The sequence below is a fragment of the Pedobacter kyonggii genome (assembly GCF_004310665.1).
In the GTDB taxonomy this organism is placed as follows: Bacteria; Bacteroidota; Bacteroidia; order Sphingobacteriales; family Sphingobacteriaceae; genus Pedobacter; species Pedobacter kyonggii.
On record NZ_SIXF01000014.1, the window covers coordinates 1 to 26811 of the forward strand.

The window sequence follows — 26811 nt, forward strand, 5'->3', positions numbered from 1 at the left end:
CATTACGGATATAGAAAGGCTCTGGAAAAAAATGGAATTATCCAAAGCATGTCCAGAAAAGGAAATTGCTTAGATAACGCCTTGGCCGAAAGCTTTTTTGGTATTATGAAGACAGAATTGCTGTACAGAGAGAGCTTTGAAACTGCAGAAGAATTTATCACTTCGTTAAAAGAATATATTCATTACTACAACAATAAAAGAATAAAAAACAGGTTAAATGGAAAGAGCCCGGTGGAATACCGAGCTCTCGTACAAAAAACTTAATTTTGAATCTGTCCAACTTTTTGGGGTCACACCAAGTTGAACTGGCGCTTTTTTTAATAAAAAAAGGATACCCAATCGGGTATCCTCAACATTATTAGCCAACTAGCATTTATTTAATTAACATCCCACCATAACCTGTCGGTAATTTTAGCCTTTTGTTGCGGTTGTGGGTTTGCTGTAATTTCGGTATTTGGGTAAAGTACTCTTCTCGGAATTTCTGAGAGTGCATTTTTAACTTTGGTTAAAGCCGGGAATCCGGTACGGCGCCAATCTGTATAATTTTCAGCATTAAGAAAGTTTGCAATCGACTTTTCCTCCATAATTAAACGGAGCGCATTTGTACTGCTAAGTGTCCCCCGCGAAGCAATGTAGGTATCCATATCTGCTGTGCTCACCCCTACCTTGGTCATGTGCTGTTTAATACCATCCTGATAAACAGGTTGTGCGGCAGCAAAACCCGATACTACCAGCGTGGCTTCGGCTTTTATGAATAATGCCTCGGTGTAATTTACAAGGTAATTATTGGCATTGGCACCTGCGTAAAAATCGGCAGGGATTGAGTAAGCCTCCAGACTTCCAATTTCGTCTAAACCAATTTGCCGGCCGGTATATAAACCAGTTTGTTTCGCGGGTTTAACCATTTTGCTTAATCTTGGATCGTTTCTGGTTGTAAAAGCATCAACAAAGGTGTTGGCAAGCACAAATGTAGTGCCTGGTAGAAAATTCTGCTGCCATGGATTTTCTGCTCCTGCTGCACCACTGAAAGCAATTTTAGCATCGTCATCGTTGCTTTGCATACCATCAGTTAGTGCAGTCAAAGCCAGCTGTGCCTGCGCAGAAGCTGTATTTCCAGGTGCTTTACTCAGGTGCATGTAATAACGTGCTTTTAAAGTATAAGCCAATTTTTTCCACTTTGCCATATCGCCCCCATAAATGTAATCGTCGCTTCCGGGTTTAAGGCCGACATTTTTTGCAATATCGGCTATTCCATCATCCAGTAAAGCTTGGATCTGAACATAAATCTGCTGCTGACTATCATACACTGGGGTTGGCTGTGTTACCCCTAAAAAAGCCTGGCTGTAAGGAAGATCACCCCAGGCATCTGTTGCATAGCCCAAAGTATAAGCAGTAAGAATTTTAGAAATGGCACCGTAATTAAAATTGCCATTGGCAACAGCTTTAACCTTTAATAAATTGAGGTTGTTTAATGTTCTTACGTACACATTATTCCAGTCGCCATCCATATCGATATTATACATCAGATAGGTACCGAAATTTGGTGCAACCTGGTTCAGGGCCATTACCTGCAAATATTGTTGCAACACCACACTTAAATTCCCGTCGCCTGATGCATTGATATTCTGCGAAATCAGCATTTGTATAGGTGGTAACATGAGCGATTCTTTAACATCAATAGGTCTGTTTGGATCTTCATTTACATCCAGGTATTTTTTGCACCCGGCTAGTGCCACCATAAGGGCAAAGCCTAAAATAAAATATATCTTTTTCATGTTATTTATTTCTAATTGTTAAGGCTTATAAGGTAAGTTTCAAACTAAAATCAACAGATCTTGATGTTGGCGTTGAGAACGAATAAATCCCTTGTGAACCATTTGATGAACCAAATGAACTTACTTCCGGATCTCCACCAGTAAAGTGTGGCGCGTAAATCCAAAGGTTTCGTCCGGTTACCTGAAATCCGATGGTTTTGAAAGGTGTTTTTTGTAACCAGGCAGGTTTAACATTATAACCCAGACTTACATTTCGCAATTTAACATAGGTTCCATCCTGAATTACCGATTCGAGAACACCGTTAGCACGTTGATAATAAGCTTGTCCCGTAGCTGAAACCGCATTTGGCAAGCCTGTTGTGGCATTTACACCCTCAACTATACGTGGTCCGCGGTCTTCGGTAACCTTAGGTGTACCATAGAAATAGCCATAACCATCTACGTTATTCTGAATGTCGCCACCCTTTTTCATATCAAAAGAGAAACTAAGCGTAAACTGTTTATACTTGAAATTATTAACAATACCACCCATCCAATCCGGATTAATATCTCCGATAATACCTTGCTCATCGGCTGCAAACGGAAGACCTCCATCATCAGTAAGCAATTGGCCTGCTGCATTTCTGGCATATCGGGTACCATAAATTACACCGTAAGGCTGGTTAACAAAAATAAAGGTGAAACCATTGCCAACCTGTTTCAGGTCTTTGTAAATAGAAAGCACTTTGTTTCTGATTCTACTGTAGTTTATCGTTAAATCCCAGCTAAAATCCGGGGTCGAAACTGGTTTCGCATTTAACAAAACCTCTATACCGCGGTTGCGCATAGCTGCAGAATTTACACTTGTTGCGTTAAAACCTGTAGATGGTGCCAAAGCCACCGACGGAATGATGCCATTTTTAGTTCGCTTATCAAAATAGGTAAGCTCAATGCCTAAGCGGTTTTTAAAGAAACCGGTTTCTAATCCAATTTCAAACTCGTTAATACGCTCATTTTTCAGGTTTGGATCGCTAAGTACCTGGCTGATTAAGAAACCCGATTGTCCCTGATAAGGAAAGGTAGTATTTCTTACCGTTTGCGATTCGTAGGGAGTAAGTAAACCATATGGCCCTATACTTGCATTACCTACTGTACTATAAGAAAGCCTTAACTTACCAAAATTCATCACCTCAGAAAGGCCATTAGAAAAGAAATTAGAGAAAATAAAACTCGTAGCAGCAGAGCCATAAGGATAAAAACTGTTGTTTTTGGACAGTACCGAAGTGCCATCGTATCTGCCGGTTAATGACAAGATAATAAACTTTTTATAATCGATATTCGATTGCAGATAAAAGCCTATTTTCCGTGTAAGGTAACTGGTTTCTGTAAACTTAACCGTCGAGGCAGAGCCGATATTATTAAAACCTGGAATCGTAATTCCTAAGCCATTGGCATAGCCATTTTGCGAATAAGTTGAAATGAGGTTGTTACCCAATAAGGCTTCGATATTAAAATCACCAAAACTTTTATTGGCGTTCAGTATCAAATCATTATTATACTGCCTGAAATTGGTATTGTTATTTACAATTCTTCCGTTAGGATTAGAGACCGACAGTAAAGACTCTGTGTATTTACCTTGCTCAACATAAACATCGGCACCAAAACGTTCAGTAATGGTTAACCAGCTTAAGGGTTTATAATCGGCCGTAAATGTGGGCAGAAAACGATTAACAACTGATGTATTGCTGATATTATCTAACACCCAGTAAGGATTATTGCGCGAGAAACGGAATAAGCGCTGACTTCCATCAGTGTTTACCGAAGGTTGCAGGTCGTAAGAAACCGGGGCAGAAAAAATAGTCCACACCGGACTTTCCAAAGCATAACCTTCAGGTAGCCGACGGTTTTTGGTATTGGCGTAATTTAAGGAGAAAGTAACATTCAGATCCTTAACAATTTGTGTGGTGAATTTCCCAAAAACGGTATTCCTGTCGAAAGAAGTGGTGGGTACCGTTCCATCCTGCGCAAAATTGGTATACGATATAAAATAAGAATTGTAAGCTCCACCTCCATTTATAGCTACTGTGTTGGTATATGTTTTTCCGGTTTTAAAGAATAAATCAGACTGATCATATACCTGCGCGGGCTGGCCGTTAATTTTTAAGGTATCCATTCTTGCCCCCCACGATGTACTTGTTTTTTGATTCACGCCATCAAAATATACACCATTTGAGCCAAGAGAATATTTATTCTGAATTTCTGGCAACAGCGGTTTCTCCATTGAAAAAGATGAAGAAAAGCTAATACCAGGCTTTTTATTCAGGCTACCGGCTTTTGTAGTAATAATAATTACTCCTTTTGCGCCATCAGATCCATATAGCGCTGTTGCTGCACCACCTTTTAACACATTAATACTTTCAATAATATTAGGATCAAGATCGGCAATTCGGTTGGTGCCTGGACCTGAGTTGAGGTTACCAGTTTCATCATTGTTAACCGGGATACCATCAATTACCATCAAAGCTTCGTTGTTTCCGTAAAGGGAATTAGCTCCCCTGATCACAATTCTGGATGAACTGCCTGGAGTGCCCGAAGAACTTGTAATCTGAACACCAGAAACCTTACCGGCAAGAGCATTTACCAAATTAGGCTCTTTGGTCTGGGTCAACTGCTCGCCTTTTACCTCTTGCGAGCTGTAGGTGAGGTTACGTTTTTCCCGCTTTACACCTAGTGCAGTCACTACAATCTCATTCAGGCTTTGCTGGTCTTCACTTAATGTGATGGTGATGTTGCTTTGCCCGTTATAAGCAAATTCTTTGGTTGCATAACCAATTCCACTAAAAACCAGTATAGCCGGATTTGCACTTTTAATTGAAAAAATCCCCTTCGCATCGGAAGAGGTGCCAACAGCGGTTCCTTTAACTTTTACCGATATACCTGGGATTGGTAGCCCCGATGCATCTGTAATTTTGCCGCTAATCAGCGACGTTTGACCATAAATCTGCATGCAACAGAGCATAGTCAAAATGAACAAAGTAATCTTTAATCTGGTCATTGTATTCAGTTTAGTTAGTAGTATGACCAAAATTAGGTTTATAAGAAGCCAGATAGAACGATGATTTTAACACGTATTGCCCAGAAATTAACACAAATGTTACAATCGTTGTAAATACATTAATAAACTATGATTTGTTTAACCGATCAAACAAAATTTCGAACTATGGAGCCGATGTTGAAGTAATTTGTTGGGTGTTTAGGCTTTCTGCCCCCAACTGATTGTTTGTCCGCGCTAATCAGATTTTCAGCACTGGTTTCGGTTGGTTAAGCGATAGCATAAAGCGTGTTGTCTTACAACTATTTCCCTTGCCTACTGCTTTTTACCGTTATTTCCTGCTCGCCATAAACCACACCATTATCAGTTACACCCTGTACAATAATTTTAAACTTTCCGGTAATATCTCCTGTATAGAAATTCAAAGGCGTTTCGCCATTTACAAGCACCTGGTAGTTCCAATAAACTGTATCAAAGTTAATGGGTTCGTTTTTGTTCAACACATCAGAAACGTAAAACTCTTTAGGCAGATTAATGCCTTTTAATATCACCAGATTCGATTTAGGTTCATCATCTGCGCAGCCCTGGTAAACAATTGTACCACCTGCCCTGCCATCCCTATAGGTCCTACCTTTAACAGGCACATGGCTGTCAAAATCGCCAAAATGGTTCGGGCAATTTAAAATATTGTACTTGCAAACATAATCGCCACATCTGTTATATCCTCTCCTGCCAAAACTGTTACTGTTATCTTTGGTTCTGTTAATTACCACATCTTTCAGTTTAATGCCCGCTGCAGTTGTAATACTTTGGGTATTTTCATCAGCTCCGGCAGTTTTACTTACCGGCTGTACAAAATCCTGCAAACCCAAGTAAGTTTTAACATCTTTTTGTGGCTCGTTAATCTTTAGCTCGTAGTTTTCATGTTTGGCGGTAACCATACTTAACCATACATTGGGCTTGGCTTCTTTGGTGAGCAGATTTGCGAAAGGGATACTAAACTTACCGCTGCTATCGGTACTTAAAAAATTTATGTTAGTACCGGCAATGATGCTTAAACTCATAGGAACTGTTAAAGGCTTCTTTTTCCGGGTTATATTTCCGCTATACTCCAGACTTGAAAGTACGTTAACAATTTCGTGCTTGCCCAATTCTACTTCGGGCCATTTATACTTCCGCCATCCCTTTACCAAAAGTACATCGTTTAAATAGTTTTTATCTGCATATTTCAGTCCAAAACTATTGTTTGCGAAATCGGTCAGGTTATTGTTTAAGTAATAGGCATCAACAATGGTGTTATTATTAGACAGCAATATCCGGTTTGCCCGCACACAGGCAATCGAAACCAGCCCGCTTACAGGTTTATGCTCCTTGTCAGTTATTTTAAGTTTTAGGTTTACCTGTCCGCGTGTTTGATATTCGCTTTTATCAGGTTCAACATTAATCTGGTTAATCCTGTCATAATGCGCAAAAAAGATCCTTTCCGCTAGGGGTTTGTAGTTACTATCTAAAACGGTTATAGTGTGCAATCCAACCGGGACAGAATCTAAATTAAACCTGATGCTTTGCATTTTACCAGCTTTTAAAGCCAAGGTGGTCTGTAAAAAGATATTCGTAAAATTATGTACCAGCACATGCACGTTAGCATTAACATTAGCTTCGAGCTGTGTTTTAAGTTCGTCATTACCAATGGCCGATGGCATACTCAAAGCCACACCTTTTTTTAGGGCGAGTGGTAAATGGTAAGACATAGCCTGCTGGTCATTTGCCAGTAACTTTACGGTATAGTGTTTTAATGATTTTGGCATTAGATAGAAAGCGCCAATGCCCATCGAACTGGTGGCAATGGTATCAACTGCGACACCATTTTCGTATAATACTCCCCGACCCTTTATACCGGCCCCGGTCCCATCTTTTATTTCAAAACCCACTTTGCTCATTAAATCAGTAATCAGGTAGCCACTTTCCGGATAGAAATTTACCTGGTATTTTGGGCTATTCCTTACCGGAAGCTCAAATTTAACGTAGCGGTTATCATTTCCCTTCTTAATGCTTATGGTTAGCAGGTTGTTTCCCTTTGTAATTTTATCTGCAGGATAATCGATCATCAATTCTCCAATGACACTACTTTTGGCTACTGCCGACTTTAAAACCTGCTTATCGCGCCCAATCTGATATTTGATTTGAGCATCTTCTACAAATCGGTTTTCGCTTGATAAAATTTTCAATAACACGGTACCATTACCTGTACGTTCATCATAAGGCTTAATTATGGATACCTGGTCCACTAGAGGGCTTAATGTAGTCGATTTAATAGTAACGGCCTGAATAAATTCAGCATCGGGCTTGCCGTTTAAGGTGATGTTCGTATTGGCTACAAAGCGGTAAGCCCCGCCCGGCAACGAATCTGGGAGATTCAATGCACCATAGCAAAACCCCTTATCCATTAAAAACTTTCCCTGGTACACCACGCTGCTATCTCTGTTGTTCACCAGCGATAAATAAAGGGTGTGGTATTGTTTCATATCGGTTACCGTTTTAAGCAGGTAAGCGGTAAACCAAACCTGATCGTTATTGGTATACACATTCTTATCAAAATGTACAAAGAGGTCCGAATGAGCAGTACTTAAACCATAATTATTCAGGTTTGTAGCCACACTATCGAGTTTATGGTCTTGCGCCTTTACAGATACACAAAATAGCATCAATAAAAAAGTAATTAACCGGGACGTTGGAAGCATAGCGTTTGTATGCTTAAAAATCAGTTTTTTATTTTAATTATTCAACTAATTATTCCATGCAGACTTCCGCCTTTTTGGACTAAAACATCAAGTTTTTTTTCTATAGCCTCATCTTTAATCAATTCAGGTGCGTGGTGGGGCTTTTTCCTTGCATCAATAATCAGTGAGCCTTTACATCCCCAATGTTTATTGATGGTTAAATCATTGATACCATATATATCAGCTGCCGGATTGCTTCTTGTAAAAGTTACCCAAACCAGATTATCAATGTTGGCAGCAGTAAATACTGCATCATCTGCCAATATAATTAAAGGTAAACCTGATAAATCCTGATCCATCAAAGCCATATTCAATAAGGCAATTTCTGCAGCTGTTTTCTCCGGGTTCAAATATTTGTTGCTTTCTAAAACCAGAACTCCCGGAATGGCTATCTTCGGCTGATAAAATCCATCGCTCAGTTTCAGTCCTTCAGGAATCTTATTCCAAAGTTCGCGTTGCTTATCCCCTGCTGCTGCAATTACGACCTTCGATCCGCTGTTTAATCCATCGCCGCTATAATCAAGCGTATCAATTGTAGTATTGGTATAAAAATGAACATCCCTCGTTAAATCGATCCGTTCTAAAATATGGGTAAGAAATGTTTCAATATGGTGCGTGCTTAATTGCTGATCATCTTCTTTGGCTGCAATAAACAGATATTTAGCCAAACTCAATTGGTTTTTCCCTAAGATGTGATTGGCAATGGTTAAAATTTCCTGAGGTCTGCGTGCTTTTAAATATGGAGTATAACGTTCACTACCGATAGCAAAAAGTAAAGGGTGAACGCCAGCCGCATCAACCGCATGAACTTCTTTTAAACCATGAATTTCCTGTGGTATGGCCGAGCCTGTAATTTCATGAATCAAAGCCCCAAAACTGGTATCCTCCTGTGGCGGTCGGCCAACAACCGTAAACGACCAAATGGCATCCTTTTTATGATATACATTGTGCACCTTCATCAAAGGAAAAGGATGCGTTAAACTGTAATAACCCAGATGATCGCCAAAAGGCCCTTCTGGTTTATTTTCGTTTGGATAAACCGTTCCGGTAATAATAAAATCGGCATCTGCAGAGATGCAAAAACCTTCATCATCATAAAAATAACGGAAACGCCTATCGCCCAATGCACCTGCAAAGGTCATTTCCGATAGGCCTTCTGGTAAAGGCATCACCGCAGCCAAAGGGTGTGACGGTGGGCCGCCGACAAAAATGCTCACCTTTAAGGGCTCGCCTAATGCATTGGCTTTCGATTGGTGTACCCCAATCCCCCTATGAATCTGGTAGTGCAACCCGATCTCCTGATCCTGAATATAATCGTTCCCACCCAATTGGATGCGATACATACCCAGGTTTGCATTTAAAACGCCTGGCTTATCTATATCTTCAGTGTAAACCTGTGGCATGGTAACAAAAGGGCCACCATCCATAGGCCAATTTACAATTTGTGGTAACTGACTAATACTTGTTTTTAAAAATTTGCTTTTTGCCGAACGTGTTTTAAGTGGCAAGGCCGATAAAGCCGACATTGCAGAACCCGCATATTTAAACGGATTTTTTAATGCTTTTATGGGATCGTTCCGTAAGGCTACTAACTGCTGTACTTTTGGTAAAGTATCTCTAAAAATAAACTTCGATCTTTCTAAGGTTCCAAATAAATTAGAAACTGCAGGGAAAGGACTTCCTTTAACTTTTTCGAATAATAGTGCCGGTCCTCTTTTTTCGTAAACCCTTAAATGGATGGCTGCCATTTCTAAATAGGGATCTACTTCTTCTTTTATTCTGATTAAATGACCGTGCTTTTCAAGATCGGATACACATTCTGCTAAACTTTTGTATGCCATGCCCAAAGATAAATAATTAGATTTTCTCAGAAACAAAAAAGCCTCATATAAGCAGATTTTACAATAAAGCTACTTACACAAGGCTTTTAACCTAAATTTTTGGTATTACTTTTTTCCGGCGAAAGAGCGCAACATCCAGGTGTTTTTCTCTTTAAACTGCATAAAACGGTTAACCATGTCGTTAGAACCATCATCTCCGGCCGCATCTGTAGCTTCTAAGAGTTCTCGTTCTAATTCGATCAATGCAGCCATATCATCTAAAATGGCATCAACCATATCAAGATCTTTTAAACCAATGGTATCAATTTCTTTAATTTGAGATTCTTTTATATAATCGGCGAAACGGCTATGCGGTGCTTTACCTAAGGTTAATACACGCTCCGCTATCTCATCAATAGTTAATTGTGCATTGGTATATAATTCTTCAAACTTAACATGTAAAGTAAAAAAGTTCTGACCTTTAATATTCCAGTGGCAACCTCTTAATTTTTGATAATGAATATGATAATTGGCCAAATAATCGTTTAAAAGATCTACAACTGGTTTAACTTCTTTTTCGTTTAAGCTTATTTCTTTAGCGTCCATTTTTTTTATTATTTATGATGTTTTTAATGTCTACGTAACAACCCAAATTTATAAAAGTTTTGCTCAATTTTGTCTTTTGAACAATACGTTATTTATTAGATCGTTTAATATTCAATATTACAGGGAACAACAATTTTACAAACATTTGTTAATGAATGATATATCGGTATCAAGATATTAAAGTCATCTTATTTTTACTTAAAAACGAATAACCGAACATAGACTGGTTAACAATATTATTCGTATAATTGCTCCCTTTGACTTAGAAATTTACATAAAATAAATGCATAAAATATATTTATCTGCCGTAGTGTTATTTGCCTTAAACATTGCAAATACCAAAGCCAACACAGCAAGAGACTCTATCGGTGTAGAAAATAATAAAGGCAAAAAACTGATCGTTCACCAAACTGTAGCAAAAGACACCTATTATTCAATAGGAAGAAGGTATAATGTTTCCCCTAAAGAGATTATGGCCTTTAATGACAACAAATACCTTCAGGTTGGGGTAATCATTAAAGTACCAACAAACATTCCTTTTACCGCAACAGGATCAGCTAACAGCAAGCAAAATCAAAGCGCTTCTACTGGCAATATAATAGAGCATACCATCAAGCCAAAAGAAAACTTAAACATGCTCGCCGAAAAATACGGCACAACCATTAATGAGATTAAAGCTTTAAACAACCTTAGCAGCAATAATTTAAGCATCGGTCAGCTATTAAAAATCCCTGTTAAAAACGGAGAACAAACTGCAACAGCTACTCCGGTAACACCACCAGCGAAAAATAATACAGAAACGCCTCAAGCCAATACATCATCTGCAGATCAAACCATGATTGAGCATACTGTTGCGCCTAAAGAGTTTTTAGGAAAAATTGCAGAGAAGTACGGCACTACTGTTGAAGAAGTAAAAAAAGCCAACAACCTTTCTGGGAATAGCTTGCGTATCGGCCAGAAGCTTAAAATTCCGGCAACTAAAAACATTGATGAGAACAAAGTAGTATCTGCCGCTGAAGAAAAACCAGTACAGGAGAACAAATCTACAGATGCTGCCGGAACACATACTGTTTTAAGGAACGAAACTATTTTCACTATCGCCAAACAATACGGCATTACCGCTTACCAGATTAGAAAACTGAACGATTTGCCTGATAACGCCATTACTATTGGACAGGTTTTAAAAGTGCCTGGTGGTATTATTACAGATGTTCAGGTTCCGAAAGAAAAGCAGGCAGAAGCAAAAGTTAAAGAAACGCCAGCAGCAAAAGAAGAAAGTTTTATTCATACCGTAGCTACCGGAGAAAACATTTTTACCATTGCCAAAAAATATAATTTAACTGCTTACCAGATCAGAACAGCAAATAAACTGGAGGATAACGCGATAAAAGTTGATCAGAAGCTGATTATTCCTAAACCACCGCAACCTAAATCGGTAAATGATTTATCGAAAGAAGAACAGGAAAATGAGCCAGATAGTACTATGGTTAAAGATCCTAAACTTCGCCGCGATCCTAGTGTATATGGTTTAAGTCAGATCGAAGAAAAAGGAACTGCAGTTTGGATTGCAGACCATGATCTGGACGGAACCAAAATGCTGGTTTTACACCGTACGGCACCTGTGGGCAGGGTAATTAAGATTACCAACCCAATGACCAACCGTACTACCTTTGCCAAAGTTGTTGGTAAATTTACGGAGAACGAATCCACAAAAGATGTTATAATTGTAATGACTAAAGCTGTAGCCGATTCATTGGGCGCTTTAGACAAACGTTTTTTCTGCAATTTAACATATAGTGCTCAATGAGTTTGAACAAAAAGCCATTTATAATTGGTATTGCCGGTGGTAGCGGATCGGGTAAAACATTTTTCTTAAACTGCTTTCTCCATCATTTTAAACAGGATGAAGTAACACTCGTATCGCAAGATGACTATTATATCCCAGCGGGCGAGATGACACAGGAAGAAAACAAGTTATACAACTTCGACCTCCCTTCTACCATTGATAGCGAGCAGTTTTTAAGAGATATTAAGCAATTAATGAGCGGCGAGGTTGTTTATAAAAAAGAATACAACTTCAATAATCCATTGGCCGTTGTCAAAATTTTGGAGATTAAATCGGCGCCTATCATTATTGTCGAGGGGCTTTTCATCCTTCATTTTAAAGAAATTGCCGCACTGTTGGATCATACCATCTTTGTTGATGCAGATGAAGAGGTTGCTTTAGACCGCCGTATTAAACGCGATGGCTTGGAACGTGGTTACCCTGAAGATGATGTATTGTACAAATGGCACAACCATGTAGTGCCAGCTTATAAAGAATACCTGCTGCCCTACCGCGAACAGTGCAACAAGGTAGTAATGAATAATACCAATGAGCCTGAAGAAATTATCGGTATAACAGAAGATATCTCTAACGATTTAAGAAATAGCATTTTAGTAGATATACAATAACCTTCAAAGAAGTCAAGCTTTTATAAAACTTGACTTCTTTTTTGATAATACGTTTTGTCAGGCTGAGCGGAGTCGAAGCCCTGCTTATCAAGGTTTACGCTGCACAAACCATATTTCGTATTAATCCAATCTCATTTCAGGAATCTCTCCTTCTACTACCAGTCTTCCAGCCGTAGATTGTTGTATAAATTCGATACTTACGCCTGGGGCACGCTCCAAAAGTTTAAAACCACCTTCAGTCAGAATATCCAAAACCGCCAATTCAGTTACAATTTTTTTGATGCATTTTACACCGGTTAAAGGCAAAGTGCATTTAGGCAGTAATTTACTTTCTCCAGCCTTGTTGATATGTTGCATCGCCACAATGATATTTTTGGCTGACGCTACTAAGTCCATAGCCCCTCCCATTCCCTTTACCATTTTACCTGGGATTTTCCAGTTGGCAATATCACCATTTTCTGATACCTCCATGGCTCCCAGAATAGTCAGGTCTACTTTTTGTGCACGGATCATCCCAAAACTCATGGCCGAATCAAAAATAGACGAGCCTGGCAAAGTGGTGATGGTCTGTTTCCCTGCGTTAATTAAATCGGCATCTTCCTCTCCTTCGAAAGGAAATGGCCCCATACCCAATAAACCGTTTTCAGACTGTAACACTACATTAATTCCCTTTGGAATATAATTGGCGACTAAAGTAGGTATGCCAATACCAAGGTTAACATAGTATCCGTCTTTTATTTCTTTGGCAATACGCTGTGCGATTTCTTCTTTTGAAAACATATTTTTTTAATGATTGATTGAAAGAATTTCGAATGAGTGAATGAACCACCAATGAGCTAATGAATTATTGAACCTTCCTCAACGTTCGTTGCTCGATTCTTTTCTCATAATCTTTCCCTTGAAAAATCCGATGAACATAAATACCAGGCGTATGGATATAATCTGGATCTAATTCACCGGCCTCTACCAATTCTTCTACCTCGGCAATAGTTACTTTACCTGCCATAGCCATTATAGGATTAAAATTACGACTGGTAGACCTGAATATTAAATTTCCAGCGGTATCACCTTTCCAAGCTTTAACAATAGCGAAATCAGCATCAAAGGCATATTCCATTAAATAATCTTTGCCATCAAAATTGCGCACTTCTTTGCCTTCTGCCACTTCTGTTCCTACACCTGCAGGTGTAAAAATTGCGGGCATACCGTATCCGGCAGCCAGACAACGCGTAGCCAAAGTGCCCTGTGGAATAAGGTCTACTTCGAGTTCGCCACTCAGCAATTGCCTTTCAAATTCGGCATTTTCACCTACATACGAAGAAATCATTTTTTTTACCTGGCGTTGTTTCAGCATTAAACCAATACCAAAATCATCAACACCAGCATTATTAGAAATACAGGTTAAATTTTTCACCTGTTTGTTTACCAAAGCATTTATGCAATTTTCTGGAATACCGCAAAGCCCGAAACCACCAAGCATGAGGGTAGCACCATCTGATATATCTTTGATAGCGTCTTCAGCTCCAGATACCACTTTATTTATCATCTTATGAATTTTTTGGTTAGTTCGCTAAATTACAAATTGCCTTCAAAAATGTAGCATTTATAATTTATAAATCTTCCTGGAATATTAATTAATTGGAATTAATCTAAATAACCATTACCTTTGTGCTGCAATGATTTACGAGAGAGAAGAAAGTTTATTCATATTACCCACCGATCCTGAATTTCAAAAAGGCATGGGTTTTATTTTCAGCTGTACGGCTGAGCACAAAAAGTGTTGCGAGAAATTTAAAAAAGGCAAACGCTGTAAAAAATGCCCTGGCAATAAAAAGAAATAGGTCTACTTTCCTATTTCTATAATTTTATCATCACTTCCGTTACTCGTACAGATATAAATTTTCCCTTCTGGCGATTGGCAAACAGCCCTTATCCTACCATAAGTGTTTACATAAAAATCTTTCGTTCCAGTAATTTTTGTTTGAGCATCGTCTAATTTAAGCTGCATCAATTTAGTTCCTTTTAATACAGCCAGCAGCAACGAGTTTTTAAACTGCGGAATATAATCTGAATTGTAATAAGCTAAACCACTAGGCGCAATGGTTGGTGTCCAATTGATTAATGGCTCTACTACATTATTCGAACTGCAAAACGATTGTTCTCCACTTTCATTACAAAAACCTTTAATATTTGGCCATCCGTAGTTTCTTCCCTTTTCGACGATATTAATCTCATCATCAGAATCAGGTCCATGCTCAGAAGAAAACATTTTGCTACCAACCTGGGTCAATCCTTGTGCATTTCGATGTCCTAAAGACCAAACCGGATTATTTGGATAAGGATTATCACCAGGGACAGAGCCATCTAAATTTATCCTTAAAATTTTCCCTGCTAAAGAATTAACATTTTGAGGAGTGCCAGTATCAGCAGCATCGCCAGTACTGATAAATAGTTTACCGCCACTGATCAGCAAACGCGAACCATTATGGATTGAAGCAGCGGGAATCTGATCCAATAAAACCTGCGGACTCGTTAAATTTCCTCCGCCGTAAGTATAACGTACAACTTTAGCTTTATAGGTGCTACCATAGCCATAAATTACATAAACATAAGGGTTACTGGAAAAATCGGGATGTAGCGTCATGCCAAGTAAGCCGCCCTCTCCATTAGTGCGTACTTCAGTTATGGTAAGTAAAGGCGTTACTTGCCCGTTGGTAGGATTTAAACGACTAATTTTACCTGCTTTTTCGGTAAACCAGATGAAATTATCAGGTCCATAAACCATTTCCCAGGGGAGGCTCAATCCGGATACAACTACTTTTGATTTTAATTCTACATCAGGTAAAGTACCTGGATTGTTGTTATCATCACCATTCTTTTTGCAATTTGTAACGAATAGCATTACAAATAAGCAAAGTAGTATTGCCCTCATAACCGTAACATTTTAGAAATAACAACGTTAGAGTTATAAAGTTTTGCTTTTATTGGGAGGAGACATCATTTCGAGCATAGTGCAACGAAGCCGAGAACCACGAAGTGCTCTGCGCAGCAAAATCTTTATATAACTAGCTTTTAGAGTGCTGTCAGATGTTACCATCTGACACCACGATTAATTCAAATACACGTAAGTAATTCCATCCCCGCCCCTATCAGCATGTTCATCTTCCATCCTATTTACCTGACTATATTTACGCAGGTATTCTCTGATCATTTTTCGCAAAATACCGTCACCTTTACCGTGGATCAGTTTAATGGACGGAAAACCAAGCATAATGGCCTTATCTAAATATTTCTCTACTTCGAACAAGGCATCTTCAGTGCGCTTTCCACGCAGATCCAGTTCTGCCCTAAAGCCAGATACGGCATCATTCATCCGCCCTGCAAAAGAATTTGCACTGCTTTGGATTACTTTTTTAGCTTCACGGTTACTCACCTTTTGAACGCGGTTCTTTTTAACAGTCGATCGTAAATCGCCAATAGCCAAAATCAGTTCATTGCGGTTAATTTCTAAAACCTGGCCAATGGTTTCACTATCCGTAAATTTCACTAAATCACCTATTTCAATCTCACCTCCTACAACAATTGGAGCAGGTTTTGGACGCTCTTTTGGCACAGTATTTTTCACTAATTCCCGTTGTAAATTCTGGCGGAGTTCTTTAGTTATTTCCTTATCGGCTTGCTTTTCTTTAATTTCGGCAATGGTGTTTTCAACCAGTTTATTGGCATTTTTAATAATATTCTGCGCCTCTTGTTTCGCCTCTTTAATCAGTACCTTTCTATTCTCCTCTAAAAAGCTTTTCAACTTTTCATTTTCGGCAACCAGGTTTTTAGCTTTATTCTGCTGATTGGCTAAACTTACTTTGGCATCGTAAACATTTTTCTTTTCGCGCTCCAGATCAACAAGCATGGTATCTACGCGGTTCTGGTTAGATCCTGTTTTTTCTTTAGCCAGCTGGATTACCTCTTTTGGCAAACCAATATTCTGAGCGATTTCGAATGCATAAGAACTACCGGGTTTACCCATCTCTAAAATATAGAGCGGTTTCATTTTGGCATTATCGAAAAGCATAGATGCATTTTCCAAACCAGGTGTATTACCTGCAAAAAGTTTTAAATTAGAATAGTGGGTAGTAATAACCCCCCTAACCTTTTTATTGTTCAACACCTCTAAAACAGCTTCAGCCATTGGTCCCCCAAACTGTGGATCGGTTCCGGTACCAAACTCATCAATCAGCACCATCGTTTTTGGCGAAGCATGCTCTACAAAATAGCGCATCTTCTTCAGGTGTGCACTGTAAGTACTTAAATCACTTTCTATCGATTGATCATCGCCGATATCGGCAAAAATATTTTCAAAAATACCTACTTCACTATTCGCATCAACCGGAATTAACAAACCTGTTTGAAGCATAATCTGCAAAAGGCCAACTGTTTTCATACAAACCGATTTACCACCTGCATTTGGCCCTGATACCAATACCACCCGGGTTTCGGCATCTATATGGATATTTAAAGGCGTAACCGTTTTCTTTTCGGCGGCAAATGAGATCGATAACAAAGGGTGCCTTGCATTAATCAGCTTGGTTTTAGGCTCTTTTAACAAACCTGGCATTTCAGCTTCAATATCCATCGCAAATAAAGCCTTTGCACGAACAAAATCCAGTTTGGTAAGGAAACCATGATAAGAAAGCAATAATGGCGAGTATGGTCGCAAATCGTCAGTTAAGGCAATTAAAATCTTAATAATTTCCCGGCGTTTGTCAAATTCTAAATCGCGCAACTTATTATTTAAGGTAAATACTTCTTCAGGTTCAATATAAACGGTCTGTCCTGTAGCCGATTCATCGTGTACAAAGCCTTTGAGTTTACGCTTGTTTTCAGCCAAAACCGGAATACACATTCTACCATCACGAATGGTTAAACTCCCATCAGCAACCCAGTTATTGGCAATGGCCTGCTTGTAAATCGAATCCATGCGCTTACGCACATCTTGTTCCGCTTTCGAAATGGCAGAGGTAATTTCCTGCAATTCTTTTGATGCATTGGGTTTGATCTTTCCTTTGGCATCTATAACGGTTTCTATCTTACGAAGGATCGTTTTTTCGATCGGCAGATGCTCAAATAAGGCTTCCAATGTAGGGTATACTTCTGCGCGTTCTTCGAAAAAACGGAGTACGGAGAAAACAGTATGCAATGAAGTATATACCTGAAACCACTCATCTTCTAAAAGATAAGTACCTTCAACCCTGATTTTTTCAACCAGCGACTTAATATCAAAAAAGGTATTAATCTGTAGTGGTTCCTGATTTTGCAGGATACTCTTAAACTCGTTTGTTTGACGTAAAAACTTATCGATCTGATCAAAACGGTTCATCACCTGCATCTTTTCCACCAATGCTTGACCCATCGGGCTCAAACAATGTTTGCTAATCAGTTGCCTGATCTCAACAAAACCTAAACGTTCTAAACAGTTTTCGGGATATAACATATTATTGTGCAATAGCTGGACTTGGAGTTACTTCCGATACACCAGCTTTTTTTATATTAATTAATGAATCGGCCTGTTTTTTCTTCTTTGCAATTGCAGCAACTGCTTTAACCTTCGATAAAGAATCTGGTTTCATTTTTTTTCTGATCGCAAGAGAATCGGCCTTAAATTTCTTTGCTATCACTAAAGAATCGGCTTTAAATGCTTTTTTCTTGATTATCAAATCAGCTAACGCCGTTCCCTTTTTTTGCTTGGCTAACAATTTTTGTATGTTTTTATACACCGCCTCTAATTCCTTAGGGTTGGTATTATACCAAATTAAACTCCTGTTGTATTCGGCAGAATCTGTACCAAATTTTTTGTAGATCCCTTTATAATAAGCAGCTGCCACCTTCTTCGCTGAATCTACTATGTAAATGCTTGAAAGGTAGCCATCAACAATGTGCATATCGTATAAAATCTTTTCCATTTTATCAGGCTTAATAATGCCATCAGGTATGCCAGGTTTACAACCAAACCATAATATAGCTGTCATTAAAACCCATATTAATCTTTTCATGCTTAATTTAAATATTATTTTTTGCCCAAATTGCGGCAAGGTTATTAATTTTACCAAAAATAGTTATAAATGAGCATAGCTGATAATCTTAAACAATATAAAAGCGAAGTTGAATCAGGCGGGGTAAAACTAATTGCCGTTTCAAAAACACAACCAGTAGAATCAATTTTAGAAGCCTATAACGCCGGGCAGCGCATTTTTGGAGAAAACCATGTACAGGAAATGGTAGATAAACAGGCGCAACTTCCAAACGATATCGAATGGCATCTTATTGGCCATTTACAAAGTAATAAGGTAAAATACATTGCTCCTTTTGTTAAACTTATTCATGGGGTAGACAGTTTGAAACTGCTACAGGAAATCAATAAACAGGCCGCAAAAAACAAACGCGTAATTGATTGTTTATTACAGATTTACATTGCAGATGAAGACACTAAATTCGGACTTGGTTTTGATGAAGTGATCGAGTTATTGCGGGCAGAAGAGTTAGCCGAATTGAAAAATATTCGTATAGTAGGTTTAATGGGGATTGCCACAAATACCAAGAACGAAAAGCAGATTACAACCGAGTTTCACGAACTAAAAGTATTTTTTGATGGCATTAAAGTAAGCTTTTTCCGTAAAGATGATGCTTTTAAGGAAATATCTACCGGAATGAGTGCCGATTATAAAATCGCAATTGAAGAAGGAAGTACAATGGTGCGCATTGGTAGCAGTATTTTCGGAAAAAGGGTAATCAAACATTTCAAAAACGACATTACAGCAAATTAATATGGATTTTAATATCAGGTTTGCGACTGCAGAAGATTGTCCAAGAATATTGGAATTAATTAATGAGCTGGCCATTTATGAGCGTGCTCCTGAAGAAGTAACGGTTACTTTAGATCATTTTATCGATGCTGGTTTTGGTAAAAACCCAGTATGGAAAGCTTACGTAGCCGAAGTAAATAATACTGTTGTGGGCTTTGCATTATACTATACACGCTACTCTACATGGAAAGGATGCAGGTTATATCTAGAAGATTTTATCGTAACAGAAGAATTTAGAGGAAAAGGCCTGGGTAAAGTATTATTCGAAAAAGTGATGGAAGAGGCTAAAAATGGCAACTATAGCGGCATGGTTTGGCAAGTGTTAGACTGGAACGAACCGGCAATCAATTTCTATAATAAATATAAAGCATATTTAGAAAGCGGCTGGTTAAACGCGGCTTTATCTAAAGAACAAATCAAGGCATTTTAATATGGATATTTTTAAGTTTGGTGGTGCCTCGGTAAAAGATGCGAATGGAGTAAAAAACCTGGCCAATATTGTCCGCGATTACAAAAAAGGAAACCTTCTGATTGTAATTTCGGCGATGGGTAAGATTACTGATAAACTGGAAAAGTTAACGCAGGCATTTTTATCACAAAGTGATGAAGCACATACAATTTTTGATGAGATTAAACATTTCCATTTCAGCATTATAGATGAGCTGTTTCAAGGCAAAGCCAATCCGGTTTATGATGATGTGGCTAACACATTTGTTGAAATTGACTGGTTAATTGAAGATGAACCAGATAACAACCCTGATTACATTTACGACCAGATTGTATCTATCGGTGAAGTGGTTTCTACAAAAATTGTGGCTGCCTGGTTAAATGAAACAGGTAATAAAGCGCTTTGGATAGATGCGCGGAACTATATCCAAACTGATAACACCTACCGCGAAGGAAAAGTAGATTGGGCTAAAACCAATCAGATTATACAAAAAGACCTGTTACCACTTTTAACCGACAACATTATTGTAACACAGGGATTTATTGGTGGCACCAGCGAAAACTACACCACAACTTTAGGCAGGGAAGGTTCTGATTATTCAGCAGCCATATTTGCTTCCTGTTTAGATGCTGCTGCATTAACCATCTGGAAGGATGTTCCTGGAGTATTAAATGCAGATCCAAAATGGTTTGACGAAACAGAGAAAATTGCCCAGCTTTCTTATCATGATGCAATAGAGCTTACTTATTACGGCGCAACAGTAATACACCCAAAAACAATAAAACCACTTCAAAATAAAGGAATTCCGCTTTTTGTAAGGTCATTTATCCAACCAGAGGGCTCAGGAACGGCAATTACCAAAGAAAATAACCCATTGCCTATCCCCTCTTTTATTTTTAAGATTAACCAGGCGCTGATTTCTATTTTCCCTAAAGATTATTCCTTTATTATCGAAGAAAACCTGAGCAATATTTTTGAACTTTTCCATACACACCGGATCAAAATCAATACCATGCTTAACTCTGCCATCAGCTTTTCGGTAAGCGTTGATGATCATCCTACTCAGATTGAGAAACTGATCAAAGATTTGTCGCAAGAATTTACCGTAAAATATAATAAGGGCCTGGAACTGGTAACCATCCGCTATTATAACCAACAAACTATTGATCGTGTAACGGTTGATAAAGATATTTTATTGGAAGTAAAGAGCCGCCATACCTGCCAGATGGTGATGAAGAATAAATAGTCAGAAGTCTGGGGTCCGAGGTCGGAAGATAATTGCCCATCTTCATACTTAATACTAGATACCGAATACTTGACACTCCTAAAACAATGAACAACAAACTTTTAGCCAAAGCTGTACAGGATTACATCAACGCCAATTTAAATGCTGATGTGAATCAGATTGCTTTAGCAAAAAGTCCGTTCGAAGGTATAACTGCAGCCGAACTGGCCACACAAATTACTGCAAAAAAAAAATCTGAAAAGAAATTACCAACCTGGTTTGATACCCCAGATATTTATTACCCCCCCGTATTATCAATCGAGCAAACTTCTTCTGAAATTACGGCGAAATACAAATCCAAACTAGCTAAAGGTGATACATTTATTGATATTACCGGAGGCTTCGGGATTGACAGCTATTACTTTTCTAAAAAGGTAAAAGCGGTTACACATTGCGAAATTAACCATGAACTATCCACAATAGCTAAACATAATGCGCAGTCTTTACAGATAGTAAATATCGAATTTAAAGCAGAAGACGGAATTGCTTATATCCAGGCTAGTGATACATCATTTGATACCATTTATCTAGATCCTGCCCGACGAGCCGAAAAGGGCAAGGTTTTTATGTTAAAAGACTGTACACCCGACATTTCAGGCAATCTTGATGCCTTATTAGAAAAATCGTCAAGAATAATCATCAAAACGGCTCCTTTACTCGATATTTCAGCAGGATTATCAGAATTGAAACAAGTTAGCGAAATCCATATTGTCAGTGTCAGAAATGAGTGCAAGGAACTTTTATGGATCATAGATAAAGGTTACAATGATGATACAAAAATTATAGCTGTAACCCTAAATAACGAAATTGAAAAAGATTTTTCCTTTTACAGATCATCTTCAAATGGTTCAATTCAGTTTATTGACGATTTAAACACTGGTGATTACCTGTACGAACCAGATGCTGCTTTACTAAAATCGGGTGCTTTTAATTTAATTGGCGAAACTTACAATCTTTTAAAACTACATCCTCAAACACAGCTGTTTAGTTCAGCTAATGTAAATAAAGATTTTCCAGGCAGGATATTTAAAATTGAAGCGGTACTCACTACCACAGCACTTAAAAAACAAGAAAATTTAAAAGGAAATGTGATTGTCAGGAACTATCCGGCAAAGCCTGAAGATTTGGTTAAAAAATATAAAATAAAAGCAGATCAAAATCAGTTTTTAATTTTCACCAAAGTGGGCAACGGAGAAAACATCGTGGTTAAAGCATCAATTATACAGTATTATTAGGTTGTCATTCTGAGCAAAGCGAAGAATCTTTTATCTATAAAAAACTTTAAACTAACGACCAACTACTTTTTTTTGGAAAGCAGGTTCAGAAGCATTTGGGTTATTACAGCCCCGCTCCCGCTTCTGCCGATAAAAAAAATCGGCATCTCGCTAAGATCGGGTTTAGATGGCTTAAACAGTACTGCTATTAGGGGTAAAATAAACCCGACCGACGGCGTTATCCCGATTTAACATCTATTTTTTTTATTTGTACGAGATTTCAATCGGGATTAAGCAAAGGGCGGGGCTATAGGAATCGAAGTAGTACAGCAATTGCTTTTCAAAAAAACAAATTACTTCAAGATTAGTAAAGAAAAAGAAGTACGACATTCTTAGCTAAAACACTCAGGTTCTTCATGCGTTCAGAATGATAAGGTTGTTAACACAAAAAGCCTCTCAATCGAAAGGCTTTTTGTGGGGATGAAGAAATAATTATTATATTATTGCTTAAACTTTCTTAACATTTACTGCCTGTAAACCTTTTCTGCCTTCAGCTACTTCAAATTCTACTGTGTCGTTTTCTTTCAAGCTTTCGATTCCACCTAAAACATCTTTAAAATGTACAAATAAGTCTTTATTGTCTTCTTGCACAATAAATCCAAAGCCTTTCTGAGTGTTAAACCATTTAACTTTTCCGGTTGCCATAAAAAAATAAAAAATTGTATAAAATAAATAAACCTTTTATGCCTTGATCAGCATTTCATTTAACCAATTGAGTATTAATATGAATAAAACAACCAGTTTAAGCGCTAATATTGAAACAAAACTACCAAATATAATAAATTACGAATATAATGCAAGCCATTTCTGGTCTTTCAACAAGAATGTTGCGTTATTAAATAAAATTTTTGGATTATTTATTTGGCTGAGGAGTGGTACGTAAATATGGTTTAATTACTTGGTGTCCTTTAGGAAATTTAGCTGGAATATCTTCGGTTTTAATGCTGTTTACCACAATTACATCTTCTCCATCTTTCCAATCGGCAGGCGTAGCCACGCTATAATTGGCCGTAAGTTGTAAAGAATCAATCACACGTAAAACTTCATTAAAGTTTCTTCCTGTCGATGCCGGATAAGTAATGGTTAATTTCACCTTTTTATCGGGACTGATTACGAACAACGAGCGAACGGTTAAAGTTTCTGAAGCATTTGGGTGGATCATATCATAGAGATTTGCCACTGTTTTGTCTGGATCTGCAATAATCGGAAATTCGACAGAAGTATTTTGAGTTTCGTTAATATCATTAATCCATCCTTTATGCGACTCGGCAGAATCAACACTTAAGGCCAAAACCTTAACGTTTCTTTTTTCAAATTCGCCTTTTAAAGCGGCAGTTCTACCCAGTTCTGTAGTACAAACCGGGGTATAATCGGCAGGGTGAGAAAACAATACACCCCAGCTATCGCCTAAATAATCGTAAAAATCTATTTCGCCAATGGATGTGTTGGCTTTGAAATTCGGTGCGGTATCGCCTAATCTTATGCTCATAATGGTATTAATTTAAGTTGATGAAAACAAATCTAAACAATACTATACTAAATACATAGATTTAATATTATTTTAAGACCTCCAAATTACAATTCCAATAAAAAAACCCTGAAGAATCAGTCTTCAGGGTTTAAGAATATTAATTTGTTTGGGGTGTTGCGTTTAGTATGCTTTTATCATAAATACATAATCCTGTATTTTTTCGATCTGTTTGGTGCGTTTTAAACCAGACAGCAAGCTCTTCTTATTGGCAGAAAGTTTATTTACGCCTAGCGAATCTTGGGGAATGGCCCTCATCGCCTCTAAAATATATTTTGATTTAATGGCAAAGGCTGCACCTTCAGTCTGATCTGGCTTACCACTAATAATACCTACCAAATTTCCGTTATTATCTAAAACAGGACCACCGCTATTACCTGGATTAACTGAAATGGCTACCTGATACTGAGTAGTATCTCCAATAAAACCATTTTTAGAACTCACGTACCCTTCTCCAAGTACAGCATCATCTTTTGGATAACCTAAGGTATATACAATTTCGCCGATGTTACTTGTATTTCTTTTAATGGTATAAGGAATAGAAGATAAGTTACTGAAGTGTCTATCGTTTATTTTAAGAATTGCAATATCGTTTTGAGGATCTGTGTAAACTGACTTTACCTTAAATGATTCTCCCCTACTGTTTTGCACATATAAAGAATCAGCGCCATTAATAATATGCAGGTTAGTTAAAATGTAGCCATTTGTAGAAATTGCAAAACCGGTACCACCAAAACTATTCTGAGCATTTGGCTTGCCAGAAGTTGTATTGTTATTATTATGCTTAATGTTTCTGATTAAGCTATTTTGTGTTTTAATAGCATTATTTACCTGATTACTTAACTGCCTGTAACGCTCTGCCTGTTGAGTATTATGCTGAATAGAGTAAATAGAAACCAGAGAGAGTACAACAAAAGATGCTGCAACTGCAATTGCAGATTTATGTTTGCGCCACAATTGAACCACACGTGATGGATGAGGCCTAAATGTAGAAGCCAAACTCTCCACGTCAATTTCTGAATGAATATGATTTAACTGTTCTTTTAAGCGCAACTGCTCAGCAAATGTTCCCATAGATTCTAAAAAGAACTTATGCGAAACTACTTTATGATCTACTGTGGCATCATTACGACGTAACTGTTCAAAAGCTTCAGTTTCCTGTGCATTAAGTTTACCTAAAAGGTAATCTTCAATAATTGCATCTAACTCCAAATCGTTTCTCATTTCAAATTATGGTTGAAAAAATATTTTCTTTAACCTTTGCAGGCATTTATATTTCTGCGTTTTTGCATTATCAGTATTGGTATAACCAAACTTTTCGCAAATATCCTGCATGGACAAATTGTGGATATAAAAATCCTGAATAATGGTTTTACAAGGTTCGCCCAGATGATCGAGTGCCGATTGCATTTTCACAAAAGCAGCATCTTTCTCTTCGTGGTGCTCTACATCTTCCTCAACAGCAAATACATCTTCATAATCGGTAATACTACCGGCCTTTTTACTGTTTAGGCTAAGTTTCTTTAGCCAAATACGCCTACAAACCGAATAAATATAGGTTTTCAGTTTACTGCTCAGCTCAAAATTGCCTGCCTTAATTTTGTTATATAAAATGATTATACCTTCCTGATAAACATCTTTTGCATCATCTTCATCACCGTTATTATTCAGGATAAATTGCAAAACCATCGCATAATAAGCCTTGTATAACTTGTTAAGTGTTTCTTCTGAGTTATTTAGAATACCTAAAATAACCTCTCTATCTGTTGGAACTGAACTCTTTAAACTGTTATTCACTAGTTAATACATTTTTCTATAAATAGTAACCCAATATTAGACAAAAAAATATTTATAGCTACTATAATTGCTTAATACAAAATTAAAGCAAACGGTAACCCAAACCTCAAAAAAAATATTTTAACAATTTTGTAAATTATCGGGTTACCTTTTTACCTTTGCGGCATTAATAAGAAATTAATTACTTAAAAAAATTCAAGAAAATGAAAAATGCATTCAAATTAGGCTTTTTAGCTTTAGCTTTATCTTTATCAGTTGTTGCTTGTAACTCAGAAAAAAAAGCTGAAGGTGCTGATACAACTTTAACTGATTCTTCTACTATCGTTACTGATACTACTGCAAAAGATACTACAGTTAAAGATTCTACTGTAAAAGATACTACTGTAAAAACTACTACAACTACAGAAGAAGTTAAACACTAGTTTAACTTTACTCATACAAAAAAGGCTCCTGATTTAGCATTGGGAGCCTTTTTTATTTTTTTTATTTTTTTTGGGTTACCTTTTCGGGTTACCAGTATTAAGGGTAAATTAATTAATTACTTAAAAATACTCAAAAATGAAAAATGCATTCAAATTAGGCTTTTTAGCTTTAGCTTTATCTTTATCAGTTGTTGCTTGTAATTCAGAAAAAAAAGCTGAAGGTACTGATACTACTTTAACTGATTCTTCTACTATCGTTACTGATACTACTGCAAAAGATACTACAGTTACAGATTCTACAGTAAAAGATACTACTGTAAAAACTACAACAACTACAGAAGAAGTTAAACACTAGTCTAACATTATTTATAAGAAAAGCCTTTGGGAATTCATTTTTCAAAGGCTTTTTTATTTTGCAAAAAAAACAAGGGGGTTACCTTTTCACGTTTTGGGTATTAAGGGTATATATTAACCCTAAAACATATATCAAAATGAAAAATGCATTCAAATTAGGCTTTTTAGCCCTAGCTTTATCTTTAACAGTTGCTGCTTGCGGCGAATCAGGTAAAAAAGCTGATGGTGCTGATACAACAGTTACAGATTCATCAACTATTATTACTGATACAACTGCTATTGATACTACTGTAAAAGATTCTACAGTGAAAGACACTACTGTAAAAGCTACAACGACTACCGAAGAAGTAAAACACTAATTTATTTTACGATTTTCTATA

At 37.5% G+C, this 26811-nt stretch carries 24 protein-coding genes; 10 read left to right on the plus strand and 14 right to left on the minus strand.

The features are described from left to right. Positions 1-264, plus strand: a 264-nt coding sequence (locus EYS08_RS14705) for an IS3 family transposase (protein ID WP_208745862.1), incomplete at its 5' end; no start/stop codon positions are given. A 113-nt stretch (positions 265-377) separates the two neighbouring features. Here the strand turns inward: EYS08_RS14705 and EYS08_RS14710 are convergent. From EYS08_RS14710 to EYS08_RS14730, 5 genes are all read right to left on the minus strand, one after another. After that, positions 378-1775 carry a SusD/RagB family nutrient-binding outer membrane lipoprotein gene (locus EYS08_RS14710; protein ID WP_131030762.1) on the minus strand — a complete coding sequence of 466 codons (1398 nt, stop codon included), beginning with the start codon at positions 1773-1775 and terminating at the stop codon, positions 378-380. 25 nt (positions 1776-1800) lie between these two features. Further along, positions 1801-4809 (minus strand): SusC/RagA family TonB-linked outer membrane protein, encoded by a 3009-nt coding sequence (locus EYS08_RS14715; protein ID WP_131030763.1) that lies wholly within the window; start codon positions 4807-4809, stop codon positions 1801-1803. Between the two features lie 299 nt (positions 4810-5108). Beyond that, the gene (locus EYS08_RS14720) at positions 5109-7514 is read right to left on the minus strand and encodes a hypothetical protein (RefSeq protein WP_131030764.1); all 2406 of its coding nucleotides are present in this window, start codon (positions 7512-7514) and stop codon (positions 5109-5111) included. Between the two features lie 74 nt (positions 7515-7588). Beyond that, entirely contained in the window at positions 7589-9427 is a 1839-nt protein-coding gene (locus EYS08_RS14725) for a UbiD family decarboxylase (protein WP_131030765.1), read from the minus strand. Positions 9428-9532: 105 nt separating this feature from the next. Further along, positions 9533-10012, minus strand: a complete 480-nt coding sequence (locus tag EYS08_RS14730) for a Dps family protein (protein WP_131030766.1) — start codon at positions 10010-10012, stop codon at positions 9533-9535. A gap of 283 nt (positions 10013-10295) precedes the next feature. Between EYS08_RS14730 and EYS08_RS14735 the strand changes: the two genes are divergently transcribed. Then, entirely contained in the window at positions 10296-11819 is a 1524-nt protein-coding gene (locus EYS08_RS14735) for a muramidase family protein (RefSeq protein ID WP_131030767.1), read from the plus strand. 2 nt (positions 11820-11821) lie between these two features. Further along, complete coding sequence (locus tag EYS08_RS14740) at positions 11822-12466, plus strand: uridine kinase family protein (protein ID WP_131030848.1); 645 nt, start codon at positions 11822-11824, stop codon at positions 12464-12466. 120 nt (positions 12467-12586) lie between these two features. On the opposite strand, the gene EYS08_RS14745 is transcribed toward EYS08_RS14740, so the two are convergent. The 5 genes from EYS08_RS14745 to EYS08_RS14765 all read right to left on the minus strand — a co-directional run bounded on the left by EYS08_RS14745 (position 12587) and on the right by EYS08_RS14765 (position 18513). Further along, a complete protein-coding gene (locus tag EYS08_RS14745; protein ID WP_131030768.1) occupies positions 12587-13246 on the minus strand; it encodes a CoA transferase subunit B in 660 nt (219 codons plus the stop codon). 64 nt (positions 13247-13310) lie between these two features. Continuing rightward, on the minus strand, positions 13311-14012 hold the full coding sequence (locus tag EYS08_RS14750; protein WP_131030769.1) for a CoA transferase subunit A: 702 nt from the start codon (positions 14010-14012) through the stop codon (positions 13311-13313). Positions 14013-14309: 297 nt separating this feature from the next. Then, the gene (locus EYS08_RS14755; RefSeq protein WP_131030770.1) at positions 14310-15398 is read right to left on the minus strand and encodes a PQQ-dependent sugar dehydrogenase; all 1089 of its coding nucleotides are present in this window, start codon (positions 15396-15398) and stop codon (positions 14310-14312) included. Between the two features lie 177 nt (positions 15399-15575). Beyond that, entirely contained in the window at positions 15576-17954 is a 2379-nt protein-coding gene (locus EYS08_RS14760; RefSeq protein ID WP_131030771.1) for an endonuclease MutS2, read from the minus strand. A gap of 1 nt (position 17955) precedes the next feature. Further along, positions 17956-18513 (minus strand): DUF4296 domain-containing protein, encoded by a 558-nt coding sequence (locus EYS08_RS14765; RefSeq protein ID WP_131030772.1) that lies wholly within the window; start codon positions 18511-18513, stop codon positions 17956-17958. A gap of 69 nt (positions 18514-18582) precedes the next feature. Here EYS08_RS14765 and EYS08_RS14770 point away from each other — a divergent pair, with 69 nt between their 5' ends. The 4 genes from EYS08_RS14770 (at position 18583) to EYS08_RS14785 (ending at position 22291) form a co-directional block, all read left to right on the plus strand. Beyond that, positions 18583-19284, plus strand: a complete 702-nt coding sequence (locus tag EYS08_RS14770) for a YggS family pyridoxal phosphate-dependent enzyme (RefSeq protein ID WP_131030773.1) — start codon at positions 18583-18585, stop codon at positions 19282-19284. 1 nt (position 19285) lies between these two features. Continuing rightward, positions 19286-19753, plus strand: a complete 468-nt coding sequence (locus EYS08_RS14775) for a GNAT family N-acetyltransferase (RefSeq protein WP_131030774.1) — start codon at positions 19286-19288, stop codon at positions 19751-19753. Position 19754: 1 nt separating this feature from the next. Then, the gene (locus tag EYS08_RS14780) at positions 19755-21017 is read left to right on the plus strand and encodes an aspartate kinase (RefSeq protein WP_131030775.1); all 1263 of its coding nucleotides are present in this window, start codon (positions 19755-19757) and stop codon (positions 21015-21017) included. Positions 21018-21103: 86 nt separating this feature from the next. Beyond that, positions 21104-22291 (plus strand): class I SAM-dependent methyltransferase, encoded by a 1188-nt coding sequence (locus EYS08_RS14785; protein WP_131030776.1) that lies wholly within the window; start codon positions 21104-21106, stop codon positions 22289-22291. A 486-nt stretch (positions 22292-22777) separates the two neighbouring features. On the opposite strand, the gene EYS08_RS14790 is transcribed toward EYS08_RS14785, so the two are convergent. From EYS08_RS14790 to EYS08_RS14805, 4 genes are all read right to left on the minus strand, one after another. After that, positions 22778-22975 carry a cold-shock protein gene (locus tag EYS08_RS14790; protein ID WP_029276380.1) on the minus strand — a complete coding sequence of 66 codons (198 nt, stop codon included), beginning with the start codon at positions 22973-22975 and terminating at the stop codon, positions 22778-22780. 208 nt (positions 22976-23183) lie between these two features. Then, positions 23184-23819 carry a peroxiredoxin gene (locus EYS08_RS14795; protein ID WP_057934275.1) on the minus strand — a complete coding sequence of 212 codons (636 nt, stop codon included), beginning with the start codon at positions 23817-23819 and terminating at the stop codon, positions 23184-23186. Between the two features lie 162 nt (positions 23820-23981). Next, a complete protein-coding gene (locus EYS08_RS14800) occupies positions 23982-25082 on the minus strand; it encodes a S1 family peptidase (protein WP_131030777.1) in 1101 nt (366 codons plus the stop codon). Positions 25083-25088: 6 nt separating this feature from the next. Continuing rightward, positions 25089-25655 carry an RNA polymerase sigma factor gene (locus EYS08_RS14805; RefSeq protein WP_131030778.1) on the minus strand — a complete coding sequence of 189 codons (567 nt, stop codon included), beginning with the start codon at positions 25653-25655 and terminating at the stop codon, positions 25089-25091. Positions 25656-25858: 203 nt separating this feature from the next. Between EYS08_RS14805 and EYS08_RS14810 the strand changes: the two genes are divergently transcribed. From EYS08_RS14810 to EYS08_RS14820, 3 genes are all read left to right on the plus strand, one after another. Then, positions 25859-26077 (plus strand): hypothetical protein, encoded by a 219-nt coding sequence (locus tag EYS08_RS14810; RefSeq protein ID WP_057934272.1) that lies wholly within the window; start codon positions 25859-25861, stop codon positions 26075-26077. Between the two features lie 136 nt (positions 26078-26213). After that, on the plus strand, positions 26214-26432 hold the full coding sequence (locus EYS08_RS14815) for a hypothetical protein (protein ID WP_131030779.1): 219 nt from the start codon (positions 26214-26216) through the stop codon (positions 26430-26432). Positions 26433-26568: 136 nt separating this feature from the next. Then, complete coding sequence (locus EYS08_RS14820) at positions 26569-26790, plus strand: hypothetical protein (protein ID WP_131030780.1); 222 nt, start codon at positions 26569-26571, stop codon at positions 26788-26790. The last annotated feature ends 21 nt before the right edge of the window (positions 26791-26811 follow it).

Coding starts and splice junctions, on each gene's coding strand:
- EYS08_RS14710 (WP_131030762.1), bottom strand. CDS start 1,775: ATGAAAAAGATATATTTTATTTTAGGCTTTGCCCTTATGGTGGCACTA.
- EYS08_RS14715 (WP_131030763.1), bottom strand. CDS start 4,809: ATGACCAGATTAAAGATTACTTTGTTCATTTTGACTATGCTCTGTTGC.
- EYS08_RS14725 (WP_131030765.1), bottom strand. CDS start 9,427: ATGGCATACAAAAGTTTAGCAGAATGTGTATCCGATCTTGAAAAGCAC.
- EYS08_RS14730 (WP_131030766.1), bottom strand. CDS start 10,012: ATGGACGCTAAAGAAATAAGCTTAAACGAAAAAGAAGTTAAACCAGTT.
- EYS08_RS14735 (WP_131030767.1), top strand. CDS start 10,296: ATGCATAAAATATATTTATCTGCCGTAGTGTTATTTGCCTTAAACATT.
- EYS08_RS14745 (WP_131030768.1), bottom strand. CDS start 13,246: ATGTTTTCAAAAGAAGAAATCGCACAGCGTATTGCCAAAGAAATAAAA.
- EYS08_RS14750 (WP_131030769.1), bottom strand. CDS start 14,012: ATGATAAATAAAGTGGTATCTGGAGCTGAAGACGCTATCAAAGATATA.
- EYS08_RS14755 (WP_131030770.1), bottom strand. CDS start 15,398: ATGAGGGCAATACTACTTTGCTTATTTGTAATGCTATTCGTTACAAAT.
- EYS08_RS14760 (WP_131030771.1), bottom strand. CDS start 17,954: ATGTTATATCCCGAAAACTGTTTAGAACGTTTAGGTTTTGTTGAGATC.
- EYS08_RS14765 (WP_131030772.1), bottom strand. CDS start 18,513: ATGAAAAGATTAATATGGGTTTTAATGACAGCTATATTATGGTTTGGT.
- EYS08_RS14770 (WP_131030773.1), top strand. CDS start 18,583: ATGAGCATAGCTGATAATCTTAAACAATATAAAAGCGAAGTTGAATCA.
- EYS08_RS14775 (WP_131030774.1), top strand. CDS start 19,286: ATGGATTTTAATATCAGGTTTGCGACTGCAGAAGATTGTCCAAGAATA.
- EYS08_RS14780 (WP_131030775.1), top strand. CDS start 19,755: ATGGATATTTTTAAGTTTGGTGGTGCCTCGGTAAAAGATGCGAATGGA.
- EYS08_RS14785 (WP_131030776.1), top strand. CDS start 21,104: ATGAACAACAAACTTTTAGCCAAAGCTGTACAGGATTACATCAACGCC.
- EYS08_RS14790 (WP_029276380.1), bottom strand. CDS start 22,975: ATGGCAACCGGAAAAGTTAAATGGTTTAACACTCAGAAAGGCTTTGGA.
- EYS08_RS14795 (WP_057934275.1), bottom strand. CDS start 23,819: ATGAGCATAAGATTAGGCGATACCGCACCGAATTTCAAAGCCAACACA.
- EYS08_RS14800 (WP_131030777.1), bottom strand. CDS start 25,082: ATGAGAAACGATTTGGAGTTAGATGCAATTATTGAAGATTACCTTTTA.
- EYS08_RS14810 (WP_057934272.1), top strand. CDS start 25,859: ATGAAAAATGCATTCAAATTAGGCTTTTTAGCTTTAGCTTTATCTTTA.
- EYS08_RS14815 (WP_131030779.1), top strand. CDS start 26,214: ATGAAAAATGCATTCAAATTAGGCTTTTTAGCTTTAGCTTTATCTTTA.
- EYS08_RS14820 (WP_131030780.1), top strand. CDS start 26,569: ATGAAAAATGCATTCAAATTAGGCTTTTTAGCCCTAGCTTTATCTTTA.